At 64.8% G+C, this 13,041-nt stretch carries 12 protein-coding genes; 8 read left to right on the top strand and 4 right to left on the bottom strand.

Going from position 1 to position 13,041, the window contains the following annotated elements:
- Window positions 1-208: 208 nt before the first annotated feature.
- The 4 genes from MJ956_RS01320 to aceA form a co-directional block, all read right to left on the bottom strand.
- On the bottom strand, window positions 209-1,492 hold the full coding sequence (locus MJ956_RS01320; RefSeq protein WP_253962677.1) for an NAD(P)/FAD-dependent oxidoreductase: 1,284 nt from the start codon (window positions 1,490-1,492) through the stop codon (window positions 209-211).
- A gap of 2 nt (window positions 1,493-1,494) precedes the next feature.
- On the bottom strand, window positions 1,495-2,925 hold the full coding sequence (locus MJ956_RS01325; RefSeq protein ID WP_253962706.1) for a glutamine synthetase family protein: 1,431 nt from the start codon (window positions 2,923-2,925) through the stop codon (window positions 1,495-1,497).
- Window positions 2,926-3,181: 256 nt separating this feature from the next.
- A complete protein-coding gene (locus tag MJ956_RS01330) occupies window positions 3,182-3,442 on the bottom strand; it encodes an SMc00767 family acetate metabolism repressor (protein WP_253962678.1) in 261 nt (86 codons plus the stop codon).
- Between the two features lie 114 nt (window positions 3,443-3,556).
- Window positions 3,557-4,861, bottom strand: a complete 1,305-nt coding sequence (aceA, locus tag MJ956_RS01335) for an isocitrate lyase (protein WP_253962679.1) — start codon at window positions 4,859-4,861, stop codon at window positions 3,557-3,559.
- A gap of 378 nt (window positions 4,862-5,239) precedes the next feature.
- Here aceA and MJ956_RS01340 point away from each other — a divergent pair, with 378 nt between their 5' ends.
- From MJ956_RS01340 to MJ956_RS01375, 8 genes are all read left to right on the top strand, one after another.
- Window positions 5,240-5,389 carry a hypothetical protein gene (locus MJ956_RS01340; protein ID WP_253962680.1) on the top strand — a complete coding sequence of 50 codons (150 nt, stop codon included), beginning with the start codon at window positions 5,240-5,242 and terminating at the stop codon, window positions 5,387-5,389.
- Window positions 5,390-5,480: 91 nt separating this feature from the next.
- On the top strand, window positions 5,481-6,902 hold the full coding sequence (locus MJ956_RS01345) for a helix-turn-helix domain-containing protein (RefSeq protein ID WP_253962681.1): 1,422 nt from the start codon (window positions 5,481-5,483) through the stop codon (window positions 6,900-6,902).
- Between the two features lie 146 nt (window positions 6,903-7,048).
- Window positions 7,049-7,846, top strand: a complete 798-nt coding sequence (locus tag MJ956_RS01350; RefSeq protein WP_253962682.1) for an aspartyl/asparaginyl beta-hydroxylase domain-containing protein — start codon at window positions 7,049-7,051, stop codon at window positions 7,844-7,846.
- A gap of 491 nt (window positions 7,847-8,337) precedes the next feature.
- Window positions 8,338-8,814 carry a GNAT family N-acetyltransferase gene (locus MJ956_RS01355; RefSeq protein WP_253962683.1) on the top strand — a complete coding sequence of 159 codons (477 nt, stop codon included), beginning with the start codon at window positions 8,338-8,340 and terminating at the stop codon, window positions 8,812-8,814.
- Between the two features lie 143 nt (window positions 8,815-8,957).
- Window positions 8,958-10,061, top strand: coding sequence for a polyamine ABC transporter substrate-binding protein (locus MJ956_RS01360; RefSeq protein WP_423724775.1), 1,104 nt, complete (start codon window positions 8,958-8,960; stop codon window positions 10,059-10,061).
- Window positions 10,062-10,119: 58 nt separating this feature from the next.
- Window positions 10,120-11,274, top strand: coding sequence for an ABC transporter ATP-binding protein (locus tag MJ956_RS01365; protein WP_253962684.1), 1,155 nt, complete (start codon window positions 10,120-10,122; stop codon window positions 11,272-11,274).
- Between the two features lie 4 nt (window positions 11,275-11,278).
- Window positions 11,279-12,217, top strand: coding sequence for an ABC transporter permease subunit (locus MJ956_RS01370; protein WP_253962685.1), 939 nt, complete (start codon window positions 11,279-11,281; stop codon window positions 12,215-12,217).
- A complete protein-coding gene (locus MJ956_RS01375) occupies window positions 12,217-13,035 on the top strand; it encodes an ABC transporter permease (RefSeq protein ID WP_206452978.1) in 819 nt (272 codons plus the stop codon). The genes MJ956_RS01370 and MJ956_RS01375 overlap by 1 nt, the downstream gene beginning before the upstream one ends.
- The last annotated feature ends 6 nt before the right edge of the window (window positions 13,036-13,041 follow it).

A 13,041-nucleotide genomic window follows, 5' to 3' on the forward strand; every position in this document is an offset into this window, starting at 1 on the left:
CTTTCCCTTGCTTTCCTTCATCGACCTTTTCCCTGCTGATTGAGGCGCAAGCCGTCATCGGCTCGGCAGATTCACAGTGTAGCAGAAACGGACGCCGGAGACGCCGACATTCGTCGATGGAGACCTGTCCTGCCGGCGGCGACGAACCGATCCCGGATTCGCCAGCCGTGCCGCCGCCCTAGCCCTGATTTCCAAGCCGCCCGGGGCGTCAGATCCTGTCGCGCAGGGAAAACCAGGTCATCGCCAGGAACAGGAGCGGCGCGCGGGCGAGCCTGCCGCCCGGAAACGCCGGTATCCGCAGGGCCTCGAATGCGGCCAGCCGATCCTCCTGGCCCGTGACCCGATCGGCGTAGAGCCGGCCGGCGAAATTCGCCAGCATCACGCCGTGGCCGGAAAAGCCGCCGATCGTCGTGATGGCCGGCTCCAGGGTGCGCACATAGGGCAGCCGCTCCATCGTGATGCCGACGGCGCCGCCCCAGGCATGGGTGAGGCGGACATCGGCCAGATGCGGATAGACTTCGGCGATCTGCTTGAGGATGTGCCGCGCGATGTCGCCGGTCGCCGACGTATAGGCTTCGCGCCCCCCGAACAGCAGCCGGCCGTCGCGGCTCTTGCGGAAATAGCGCACGACGAAGCGTGAATCGTTGCAGGCCTCGCCGCCCGGCAGAATGGCGTCGGGGTCGGCGAGCGGTTCGGTCGCTCCGATGAACGAGCCGATCGGCATGACATGGGCATCGATGGCGCGATGCAGTCCGGTGCCATAGGCGTTGGTGGCGATCAGCGCCCGCTCGGAGGTGACCGTGCCGGCGGCCGTCGTGGCGACGATTTTGCCGCCGCGGCGCTCCAGCCGCTCGACCTCGGTCTGTTCGAACAGCAGCGCTCCGGCCTCGGCGGCGACGCGCGCGCTGCCGACGACCAGTTTCATCGGGTTGATGTGGCCGGTGCCGGTGTCGCGGATGCCGCCGAAATAGCGGGCCGAGCCCAGCCGCTCGGCGGTCTCCCCGGCCTCCATGTAGCGCATATGCGGGTAGTCGTAGCGGGCCGCCAGATCGTCGACCTCTTTGCGATAGTCGTCGAGATAGCGGCGCTTGTGGGCGACCGACAGCTGACCGGGGCGATAGTCGACGTCGATGCCGTTGGTCTCGACGAAGTCGGTGAGATGCGCCTTCGCCGCCTCGGCAAGGTCGAACAATGCCTTCGACCGCGCGAAGCCGTAGGCGGCCTCGATTTCCGATGGCGCCAGCCGCTGGCCGGTGCCCAGCTGGCCGCCATTGCGGCCCGATGCCCCGTCGCCGAAGCGATGCGCCTCCAAGAGCGCGACGCGGACGCCGGCGCGCGCCAGATGCACCGCCGCCGACAGGCCCGTGAAGCCGCCACCGACGACCACGACGTCGACCGACAGGCTTTCGCCCAAGGCCGGATAGCTCGGCCGTTCGACGCTGTCCTCGTACCAGGAGCGGCCCGGCGCGATGGGGGACTGGTAGGCGCCCACGGTCAGACTTGAAGCAGCAGGAACTCGCGTTCCCAGGGGCTGATGACCTGCATGAAGGTCTCGTGCTCGCCGCGCTTGATGCCGGCATAGGTGCCGACGAATTCGCGGCTGAACACCTCGTGGAACGCCTCCTCCGCCTCGAAGGCGGCGACGGCTTCGAGCAGGCCACGCGGCAGCGAGATGCCGCCGCCCTCGTTCACCGTGCGGTCCGTCGGCTCGTCGGGCCGAAGGCCGTTCACCATGCCGAGATAGCCACAGGCAAGCGAGGCCGCGATGGCGAGATAGGGATTGGCATCGGAGGAGGGCAGCCGGTTCTCCACCCGCCGCCCGGCCGGATCGGAGGTCGGAACGCGGAAGGCCGTCGTGCGGTTGTCGTAGCCCCAGGCATTGTTGGTCGGCGCGCTCATGCCGTAGGTCAGGCGCCGGTAGGAATTGACATAGGGCGCCATCATGATCAGCGCGCAGGGCACGTATTGCTGCATGCCGCCGATAAAGGAAAAGAACAGCTCCGAGGCCGAGCCGTCCGCGTTGGAGAACGCATTGCGGCCGCTCGCGCGATCGATCACCGACTGGTGGATGTGCATGGCCGAACCCGGCTGGCCCTGGATCGGCTTGGCCATGAAGGTGGCGTAGATGTCCTGGCCAAGCGCCGCCTCGCGGATGGTGCGCTTGAACATGAAAACCTGATCGGCAAGTTCCAGCGGGTCGCCATGGCGCAGATTGATCTCGAGCTGGGCGGCGCCCTCCTCGTGGATCAGCGTGTCGATCTCCAGCCCTTGCGCGTCGGAGAAGTCGTAGATGTCGTCGATGAGCTCGTCGAATTCGTTGACGCCGGCGATGGAATAGGACTGTCCGCTCTGGATCTGCCGGCCGGATCGGCCGATCGGGGGCACCAGCGGATAGTCGGGATCGACGTTCTTGGAGACCAGATAGAATTCGATTTCGGGTGCTACCACCGGCTTCCAGCCGCGCGCCTCGTAGAGCGCCATCACGCGTTTCAGGACGTTGCGCGGCGTGTAGGCGACGGCCGCGCCGCTCTGGTCGACGAGATCGCAGATCACCTGGGCGGTCGGGTCGCTCTCCCAGGGAACCAGCGACAGCGTCGAGAGATCCGGCACCAGCTTCAGGTCGCCGTCATTGGGCGAATAGCGAAAGTCGCCACTCTCTTCCGGATATTCACCGGAGATGGTGTGCATGAACAGGGCCGAGGGCAGGGCCAGCGAGGTGTTGGCGACGAACTTCTTCGCCGGCATCATCTTGCCGCGCGCGACGCCCGCGAGATCCGGCGTGATGCATTCCAGATCGTCGATGCCGCGGGAGCGAAGCCAGTCGCCGGCCTCGGACATCGACGCAACCCCGCGCTTGGAGTCCAGAAAAGCGGGGTGTTCGTCGGCCGACAGGTGCAGCGGACCGAGGTCGCGCTTGACCGTCATCTTGGCGCCCTTGATCGGGCTGGGTTCGTTGCCGCCGGCCTTGGCTTTGGCCTTGTGGCGGGCGACTCGCGCGGGAACGCCGCTACGCGGTGGTTTTGTGCTGGAGGTGTCGGCCATGCAGTCCTTCGGCGCCATGCGGCTGGGATGTTCAGCATAGCCTTGCGGCGCAGGCGGGGGAAGGGATGGCGATCGGACGATCGCGCGGAGCAGGACGGGCACGCATGAGGGCGCCCGTCCTATCGCTCTTGGGGAAAGCTCAGCCCTCGGTCTTGACCACCACGGGGATCAGGAGATCGCCCCAATTGCCGTTGCCGGAATGATGGCGGGCGGAGCGGACCAACTCGACCGACACACCGGATTCCACCGCCTTCATGACCGACTGATTGAGCCGGTGCAGATCGTTGGCCAGCATCCGGATCGCGGTCTGCTGGGCGTCGTCCATGGCCGACGACTGCTCCTCGGCGCGTTCCTTGACGCGGGTGCGCGGGCGTTCCTGGTCGTTTGCGACTGCGCTCATCGTTCTTCTCCAAAATTTCGCTGGTTGCCGATCAGGCGGACCAGCCTTCGATGATCCAAACTTGGGAGGGGAGCGGGCCGGTGGTCGCCGACGGCGATCCGGCCCGCCTGGCGTTTATTCCGCGGCTTCGCGGACCGGCGCTTGCGGCTTGAACTGGTCGCTCTCGGTGGATTCGCCCATGGCGGTGGTCGAGGACAGGCCGCCGCTGATCGCCATCGACACGGCGTCGAAATAGCCTGTGCCGACCTCGCGCTGGTGCTTGGTGGCGGTATAGCCGTCCGCTTCCGATGCGAACTCGGCTTCCTGCAGCTGTGAATAGGCCGCCATCTGCCGGTCCTTGTAGCCGCGGGCGAGCTCGAACATGCCGTGGTTCAACTGATGGAAGCCGGCCAGCGTGATGAACTGGAACTTGTAGCCCATCGCGCCGAGCTCGCGCTGAAACCTGGCGATCGTGGCGTCGTCGAGATGCTTCTTCCAGTTGAAGGAGGGCGAGCAGTTATAGGCGAGCATCTGGTTCGGATGCTCCTTCTTCACCGCTTCGGCGAAGCGCCGCGCCTGGTCGAGATCGGGCTTGGAGGTCTCGCACCAGATCAGGTCGGAATAGTCCGCATAGGCGATGGCGCGGGCGATGCAGGGCTCGAGCCCGTTCTTGACCCGGTAAAAGCCCTCGGCCGTCCGTCCGGCGTCGTAATCGACGAACATCCGGTCGCGCTCGTCGATGTCGGAGGTCAGAAGCTTGGCGGCCTCGGCGTCGGTGCGGGCGATGACCAGCGAGGGCACGCCCATGACGTCGGCGGCGAGGCGCGCGGCCGAGAGGGTGCGGATATGCGCCTTGGTCGGGATCAGCACCTTGCCGCCGAGATGGCCGCACTTTTTCTCGGATGCGAGCTGGTCCTCGTAGTGGACGCCGGCGGCGCCCGCCTCGATGAAGGCCTTCATGATCTCGAACGCGTTGAGAGGGCCGCCGAAGCCAGCCTCCGCATCGGCGACGATCGGCGCGAACCAGGTGTCGACCGACATCTCGCCCTCGGCATGCTCGATCTGGTCGGCGCGCTGCAATGTGCGGTTGATGCGCCGGCAAAGCTCCGGCGCGGCGTTGGCCGGATAGAGCGACTGATCGGGATACATCGAGGAGGCGGTGTTGGCATCGGCGGCGACCTGCCAGCCCGAGAGATAGATCGCCTTGAGGCCGGCGCGCACCTGCTGCATCGCCTGGTTGCCGGTCATCGCCCCGAGCGAATTGACGAAATCCTCCGAATGGATCAGCTGCCACAGCCGATTGGCGCCATTCTCGGCGAGCGTGTACTTGATCTGCACCGACCCGCGCAGACGCTGCACGTCCGCCACGCTATAGTCGCGCGTGATGTTGTCGAAGCGGCCTTCCGGTGCGGAGGGGACCAGATTGTAAAAATCAGTCATCGCGGTATTCCTCTGTTGTCGATCACTGTCGCGAGGAATCTGTGACAGATTCTTGACAGCGCCTGACAATTGAAATTGCACCGCACAAAGACCCTGTCCATCGATCTATTCCGGAAGGAGACGCAATTCTGGTCGACTTGTCGAGGCTTTCACAGCGCAGACTTGTAAAGTTGTAAAAATTGTAATATCGATGAATCGAGCCGATGCCTGTGCCGTCAGGTGTGATCCGGCTGTGGTTCGCGTGCAACGCTGGCGCTTAAATGCCACCGATCCGGCGATCGTGACAATTTTAGCCAAGGTCTTCGATGTATCTCAAACTTTCTCTGCAAACCTGCCCTTACGCCCAAGGAGAGAGCGGGCTTGCCGGTGGAGCGAAAGATGAGCGGGATTTCTGTGTTGACGCGTTACGTGCAGGTGCTGCGGGGTCTGGTGCGGCCGTCCTACCATCCCGAGCGTTACTACATGCGAGGGCCCGGTCCGGCCTGCCTACGGCGTTTGAACGGCGGGAGCCTTCCCGCCGGCCACTGAGCGGTCAGCGGTGGCCCGGACCCTGGCGCCGTTCGGCTGACATTGCGGCGTGCCTCGCCGCCTCGCCGACCCCCCTCGGCGGTTGGCGCTGATGGCCGAGAACAAGATCTTCGCCGGGCCGCGCATCCGGCGCATTCGCAACGGGCTCGGCTTGACCCAGACGGCGATGGCCGAAGGGCTCGGCATTTCGCCCTCCTATCTCAATCTCATCGAACGCAACCAGCGGCCGCTGACAGTGCAGCTGATCCTGCGCCTGTCGGGATCCTACGACATCGATCTGAGCGACCTTCAAAGCGGTGAATCGCGAGGTTCGGTCAACGAGCTGAAGGAGGTCTTCTCGGATCCGTTGCTGGCGGGGGAATTGCCGGGCGAACAGGAACTCCTCGAAATCGCCGATGCGGCGCCCAATGCCGCCGCCGGAATCGTCAAGCTGCATCGGGCCTATCGCGAGCAGCAGGGACGGCTCACCGATCTGTCCGAGCTGTTGGCGCGCGAGGGCCGCGAGACGCGGCTTTCCGGGGCGCGGTTGCCGATCGACGAGGTGCGCGAGGTCTTCGAAACACGGCCGAACTATTTCGCGGCGATCGAGACCGCGGCCGAAGGTTTTCATCAAAGCCTCGCCCCCGGTGACGATCTGATGGCCGCGTTGAGGGCGTGGATGCGCAAGGAGCACGACGTCGCCGTGCGCGTCCTGCCGGTGCAGACCATGCCGAACTGGCGCCGCCGCTTCGACCGGCATTCCCGTCGGCTGTTTCTCTCCGAGCGGCTGGCGCCGGCCGACCGCATCCGCGAGACCGCCCTCGAGGCCTGTCAGATCGCCTTCGGCGACGTCATCGCCGCCGAGACCGAGACCTTCGGCTTTTCCAGCGACGAGGCCCGGCGGCTCGGCCGTTTCGAGCTTTTGCGCTATGCCGCGCACGCGCTGATGATGCCGTATGGCGCGTTTCAGTCGGCGGCGGAGCGGGCGGCCTACGACATCGACGTTTTGCGCGGGCGCTTCCAGGTCTCGTTCGAGCAGGCGGCGAACCGGCTGACCATGTTGCAGCGGCAGGGCGCGCCGGGCGTGCCCTTCTTCATGCTGGAGGTCGATAATGCCGGCAATCGCTTCCGCCGCGCCGGCGCGCGTGGCTTTCCGGTGCAGCGTTTCGGCGGCGGCTGTCCCAAGCTGCCGATCCACGCCGCCTTCGCCCAGCCGGGGCAGATCCTGGTCGAGACCGCCGAGATGCCGGACGGGGCCGAGTTTTTGCTGTTCGCGCGAACCCTGGAGGGTCTGCAGGCCGGGTTCGAGGAACGCCCCCGGCGGACCGCGATCCTGATCGGCTGCGACATCGGCTTCAAGGACGAGACGGTCTATGGCCGCCATCTCGGCTCGAAATCCGTGGCGTCCAGGATCGGGCCGGCCTGCCGCCTGTGCGAGCGGCAAGGCTGCCTTGCGCGCGCCGAGCCGCCGCTGACCCGGCCGCTCGGCCTCGACGAGATGGTCACCGGGCTGAGCGCATTTGATTTCCAGTAGGGGATGCCCAAATGCCTGCGGGTAACGCTTCGTCGCCATTACCGGATCGTCAGGAGTCCGGCGCGCCGCCGCCCCGGGATGCGGGGCGAGGCGGCAAGCGCGAGCAGCGTCGCCGGCCGAAGCCGACCAATGCAGAGCGGGAACCGATGGACAAGAGCGTCAGCCAGCAGAACCAGAAGACCGAGGGGCTCGAGGACACGATGGGAGGCGATGGCGTCGTCGCCCGATCGGTCCAGCGCCTCGTCGATGGCGCCGAAAAGCTCAACCTCAAGTACTCGGCGGTCGGCAATCCCCCGATTTTCCCGACCGATGATTTTCCCTGGGCGCGGGAGGTCGAGGCGGAATGGCGGCTGATCCGCGCCGAACTCGACAAGATCCTGGTGCGCAAGGGCGAATTGCCGGCCTTTCACGAAATTTCCTCGGAAGTCCGTTCGATCTCCTCGGACCAGAACTGGAAGACGTTCTTTCTTTGCGGCTACGGCATCAAGTCGGAGGAGGCGATCCGGCAATGCCCGCAAACCTGGCGCATCCTGCAGAAGATCCCAGGGCTCAAATCGGCGATGTTCTCGATCTTCGAGCCGGGCAAGCATCTGCCGCCGCATCGCGGGCCGTATAATGGCGTGCTGCGCTTCCATCTCGGACTGATCGTGCCGGACGCGCCGGACAAGGTCGGCATCCGTATCGACGATCAGACCCGCCACTGGCGCGAGGGTGAGGCTTTGATCTTCGACGATGCCTATGAGCACGAGGCCTGGAACCATTCGGACCAGGTGCGGGTGGTGCTCTTCGTCGATTTCGAGAAGCCGACGATATTCCCGGCCAATCTCACCAACAAGGCGGTGTTGAACATGGCGGTGTTCACGCCGTTCATCCGCGAGGGCTACAAGGCGCACAAGGCCTGGGAGAAACTGTTCTACGGCGAGGGGCAGAAGCATCGATCATGAACCATCCTGAAACTTCAGGCGGTCCCCCGATGGGGGACGACGTGTAGAGTAGATTTCGGAGAGCTCGAGATCGAATGACGGAAGGCGACAGGGAGCGGCTGAAATTGACGGCCAACTTTCTGAACATTCTGGCTGCCGGCACCGTCATCACGGGTGGCGTCGCGCCGCGATGAGCGGCGATCTTTCAAACGGCGGCGGTCGGATTGTCCCAGGCTTCTTTGGCCTTCCTCATTTGCCTCGTCATAGGTTACCTCCTACATTCGGCGGGACGATCACTCTTGAGGAGGCTCGATCGATGACGAATTTCGAGCTTTTTGCGTATTTCGGTGCGCCGGCCCTCATGCTCGGCACGGCTCTCGTGCTTGCCTGGTACGCCAAGCATCACGCTTGAGACGCGGCTTGTCGCTGCTTCGAACCGTTCGGCGCGAACGCTCCCTTCAGACGGAGCGCGGCGTGATCGTCGTGTCCGTATGAGGCCCGTCTGGCGGCCCATGCTCGCGGGCGATCTCGCTGGCGTGGCGGGACTGGCCGAGCGCGTCCACCCGGATTTGCCGGAGGACGCGGCCGTGTTCCGCGATCGGTTGCGGCTTTATCCGCGCGGCTGCCTGGTTCTCGGCGAGGCGGACGGTCCAGTCCTCGGCTATGCCATCGGCCATCCCTGGCGGGGCGGTGCGCCGCCGAAACTCGACGCCGTTCTCGGTGCCCTGCCCAAGCACGCCGACTGCTTCTACATCCACGATGTCGTCGTCGCGCCGGAAAGACGGGGGGCCGGCCATTCGCGCGTCGTCGTGGAGACGCTTCTCGAACTTGCCGTCGTCTACCCGTGCACGAGCCTGGTGTCCGTCCACGGCACCACGCCGTTCTGGTCGCGTTTCGGCTTTCGCGACGCCAGCGACCGATTGGTGCCGGGCGCACTTGACGCTTATGGGCCGGCTGCGCGGTTCATGCGGCGATCGGGACAAAAATAGCTGCTCCCGCAATTCTTCCGCCGCGCATGGTGCGAGCCTCTAGGAATCGGCTCGCCGATGTTCTTAACTCTCGACCGGGATGCGAACCGGTTACGATCGACGGCATGACCGGTGCGTCAATACGGACAGGGAGTCGAAAGCAGATGAGACGAACCATCGCGATGATCGGAGCGACCGCGCTCGCCATAGGCGTCGGCGGAATCGGCGCGGCTGCCGCGCAGGAGGAAAAGGTCGTCAACGTCTATAATTGGTCGGACTATATCGACGATTCGATCCTTGAGGAATTCACCAAGGAGACCGGGATCAAGGTCGTCTACGACGTCTATGATTCCAACGACATTCTCGACACCAAGCTGTTCGCCGGCGGCAGTGGCTACGACGTGGTGGTGCCGTCGACCGAGTATCTGGTGCGCCAGATCGAGGCCGGGCTGATGCAGCCGCTCGACAAGTCGAAGCTGAGCAATCTCGGTAATATGTGGGAGGTCATTTCCGACCGCGTGGCCGAATACGACAAAGTCAACGATTATTCGGTTAATTACATGTGGGGAACCACGGGAATCGGGTATAACCAGAAAATGGTTGAAGAACGCCTTCCGAACGCGCCGACCGACTCCTGGGATCTGATCTTCGACCCGCAATATGCCGAAAAGCTCGCCGATTGCGGCATCATGATGCTGGACGCGGCGACCGAGGTGATTCCGGCGGCGCTCAACTATCTTGGCCTCGATCCGGACTCCACCAGTCCCGAAGACATCAAGAAGGCCGAGGAACTGCTCCTCAAGGTGCGGCCCTATGTGCGCAAGTTCCATTCGTCAGAATACATCAACGCGCTCGCCAATGGCGATATCTGCGTGGCCTATGGCTATTCCGGCGACATTTTTCAGGCGCGGGATCGGGCAGCCGAGGCCGGGCAGGGGGTCGAGATTGCCTATTCGATCCCCAAGGAGGGCGCCCGCATGTGGTTCGATCAGCTCGCCATTCCGGCGGACGCGCCGCATCCCGAAAACGCCCACGCCTTCATCGACTATCTGATGCGGCCCGAAGTCATCGCCAAGGCGACGAATTACGTCGTCTACGCCAATGGCAACAAGGCGAGCCAGGAATTTGTCGATCCCGAGATCCGAAACGATCCGGCCGTCTATCCGAGCGATGAGGTTCTGGCCAAGCTTTACACCAAGGAGGCTTACGACGCGCGGACCCAGCGTCTGGTCAATCGCGCCTTCACGACGGTGACCACCGGCCAGTGACAATGGGCGCCCCCGGCGTCCGTCGCCGGGGGCACCTGAGGCTTCGGTTCGGATGGTGATGGCGAGCGCACAAAAATCCCTCGGCAATATTCGCCGCAGCTTCGAGCCCTGGAACGAGCCGTCCGAAACGCCGCTGATCGCGTTCGACGGCGTCACCAAGCGGTTCGGCCGGTTCAAGGCGGTCGACGATCTGTCGCTGGCGATCTACCGGCGCGAATTCCACGCGCTGCTCGGGCCGTCCGGCTGCGGCAAGTCGACACTCCTGCGGATCATGGCGGGCTTCGAGGAGCCGAGCGAGGGCGATGTCCGGCTGGACGGCCAGAGCCTGCTCGGCATGCCGCCGCACCGCCGACCGGTCAACATGATGTTCCAGAGCTACGCGCTGTTCCCGCATATGGACGTCGCCGCCAACATCGCCTTCGGCCTGAAACAGGACGGCATGGCGAAGTCGGAGCGCGAAGACCGCGTCGCCGAGATGCTGAAACTCGTCAAGCTCGACGGCTTCGCGAGCCGCAAGCCGCAGCAGCTCTCGGGCGGCCAGCAGCAGCGGGTGGCGCTGGCCCGCTCGCTGGCCAAGCGGCCGAAGGTGCTTTTGCTCGACGAGCCGCTCGGCGCGCTCGACAAGAAGCTGCGCGAGGAGACGCAGTTCGAGCTGATGGACCTGCAGCAGGAGATGCACCTGACCTTTCTGATCGTCACCCACGACCAGGAGGAGGCGATGACCATGGCCGACCGCATCTCGGTGATGCGCGACGGCAGGATCGTGCAGGTCGCGACGCCCGAGATCATCTACGAGGCGCCGGCGACACGCTATGTCGCCGATTTCATCGGCAGCGTGAACATCCTGGAAGGGGCGGTCGAGGATAGCCGCAACGGCATGACGCGCATCGCGGCGAAGGCCGGCGCGACGATCGAGGCCGAAAGCGGCCTCGACATGACACCCGGCGAGACGGTCTTCTTCGCGATCCGGCCGGAGAAGCTGCGCCTGTCCCGGCGCGCGCCGGCGGACGAACAGCTGAATGCCCTTCGCGGCGAGGTCTGGGACATCGCCTATCTCGGCGACATGACCCTGTTCAACGTCAAGCTGGCAAGCGGCGACATCGTCCGGGCCGCGACGCTCAACGCCGCGCGCGGCTCGGACGAGCCGATCGGCTATGACGAGGAGGTATGGCTTACCTTCCCGGCCGACGCCGGCATCGTGCTGGGGCGCTAGGGGCGTGGCGGCCGAAGGGTTACCCGCGACGCGGCCGTTTCCGACGCGCACCGGCCGGCTCTACCGCAAGCTGGTCATCGGCCTCCCGTTTTTATGGCTGCTGGTCTTCTTCCTGGCGCCGTTCTTCATCGTCTTCAAGATTTCGCTGTCGCAGATCGCGCTGGCCCAGCCGCCCTATCTGCCGGCCTTCCCGCTGCGGAACCTGCCGGAATTCTGGAGCAATCTGCAACAGTTCTCGCTGGACAATTACCGGTGGCTGGCGAGCGACCCGCTCTACATCAATTCCTACCTGTCCAGCCTGAAGATAGCCGCGATCGCGACCGCCGTGACGCTGCTCGTCGGCTACCCGCTCGCCTACGGCATGGCCAAGGCGCCGCGCGGTCTCAGGCCGGTCCTCGTGCTGTTGACGATCCTGCCCTTCTGGACGAGCTTCCTGATCCGTGTCTATGCCTGGATCGGCATCCTGAAGACGGACGGACTGCTCAACCAGTTCCTCATATGGCTCGGCCTGATCTCCTCGCCGCTGGTCATCATGAATACCAATCTCGCCGTCTATATCGGCATCGTCTATTCCTATCTGCCCTTCATGGTGCTGCCGATCTATGCCTCGCTGGAGCGGATGGATCATCGCCTGGTCGAGGCGGCCAACGATCTTGGCTGTCCGCCGGTCAAGGCGTTCTGGACGATCACCTTCCCGCTGTCGCGGCCGGGCGTCCTCGCCGGCATCATGCTGGTGTTCATTCCCGCTGTCGGCGAATTCGTCATTCCGGACCTTCTCGGCGGCTCGCGCACGCTGATGATCGGCAAGACGTTGTGGAACGAGTTCTTCTCCAACCGCGACTGGCCGGTCTCCTCGGCGGTGGCGATCCTCCTCCTGCTCGCCCTGGTGCTGCCGATCGTCTGGTTCCAGCGGGCGCAGGCAAAAGCCACCGGAAACGCGTGATGTCGAAGAGCTGGAGCCCGTTCAACATCGCCTCGGTCGTTCTCGGCTTCGCGTTCCTCTATCTGCCGATCGTGCTCTTGATCATCTATTCCTTCAATGCCTCGCGGCTGGTGACCGTCTGGGCAGGCTTCTCGACGGTCTGGTACCGGGAATTGTGGAACGATCAGGCGCTGCTCGACGCCGCCTGGGTCACCATCCGGGTGGCGCTGCTGTCGGCGAGCGTCGCGACGATCCTCGGCACCCTCGCCGCCACCGCGCTGGTGCGGTTCTTCGATTTTCGCGGCCGTCTGCTGTTCACCGGCATGGTCTATGCGCCCCTGGTGATGCCGGAGGTGATCACCGGCCTGTCGCTGCTGCTTTTGTTCGTGGCGCTCGATTTCGACCGGGGCTTCTGGACCGTGACGATCGCCCATATCACCTTTTCCATGTGCTTCGTCGCCGTGGTGGTCCAGTCGCGGCTGGTGACCTTCGACCGCAGCCTGGAGGAAGCGGCGCAGGATCTCGGCTGCCCGCCCTGGAGGGCGTTCTTCGTGATCACCCTGCCGGTGATCTGGCCGGCCGTCGCCGCCGGCTGGATGCTCGCCTTCACCCTTTCGCTCGACGATCTGGTCATCGCCAGCTTCACCTCCGGTCCCGGCGCGACGACGCTCCCGATGAAGATCTACAGCCAGGTCCGTCTTGGCGTGACGCCGAAGATCAACGCCGTCAGCACGCTGCTCGTCGCCGTCGTCGCCGTCGGCGTCATCGCAGCGGCGCTCGTCACCAAACGCCGCGAAGTGCGCAGACGCCGGGACGAGAGATTGGCCGCGGGCGGGTAGAGCGCC

This window comes from Aurantimonas marianensis (genome assembly GCF_024195285.1).
In the GTDB taxonomy this organism is placed as follows: Bacteria; Pseudomonadota; Alphaproteobacteria; order Rhizobiales; family Rhizobiaceae; genus Aurantimonas; species Aurantimonas marianensis.

What these genes read in the sequence shown, in the direction of transcription:
- MJ956_RS01325 (WP_253962706.1), bottom strand. Translation starts at nt 2,925, where the DNA reads ATGACGGTCAAGCGCGACCTCGGTCCGCTGCACCTGTCGGCCGACGAA.
- MJ956_RS01340 (WP_253962680.1), top strand. Translation starts at nt 5,240, where the DNA reads ATGAGCGGGATTTCTGTGTTGACGCGTTACGTGCAGGTGCTGCGGGGT.
- MJ956_RS01355 (WP_253962683.1), top strand. Translation starts at nt 8,338, where the DNA reads ATGCTCGCGGGCGATCTCGCTGGCGTGGCGGGACTGGCCGAGCGCGTC.
- MJ956_RS01345 (WP_253962681.1), top strand. Translation starts at nt 5,481, where the DNA reads ATGGCCGAGAACAAGATCTTCGCCGGGCCGCGCATCCGGCGCATTCGC.
- MJ956_RS01350 (WP_253962682.1), top strand. Translation starts at nt 7,049, where the DNA reads ATGGACAAGAGCGTCAGCCAGCAGAACCAGAAGACCGAGGGGCTCGAG.
- MJ956_RS01375 (WP_206452978.1), top strand. Translation starts at nt 12,217, where the DNA reads ATGTCGAAGAGCTGGAGCCCGTTCAACATCGCCTCGGTCGTTCTCGGC.
- MJ956_RS01360 (WP_423724775.1), top strand. Translation starts at nt 8,958, where the DNA reads ATGAGACGAACCATCGCGATGATCGGAGCGACCGCGCTCGCCATAGGC.
- MJ956_RS01365 (WP_253962684.1), top strand. Translation starts at nt 10,120, where the DNA reads ATGGCGAGCGCACAAAAATCCCTCGGCAATATTCGCCGCAGCTTCGAG.
- aceA (WP_253962679.1), bottom strand. Translation starts at nt 4,861, where the DNA reads ATGACTGATTTTTACAATCTGGTCCCCTCCGCACCGGAAGGCCGCTTC.
- MJ956_RS01330 (WP_253962678.1), bottom strand. Translation starts at nt 3,442, where the DNA reads ATGAGCGCAGTCGCAAACGACCAGGAACGCCCGCGCACCCGCGTCAAG.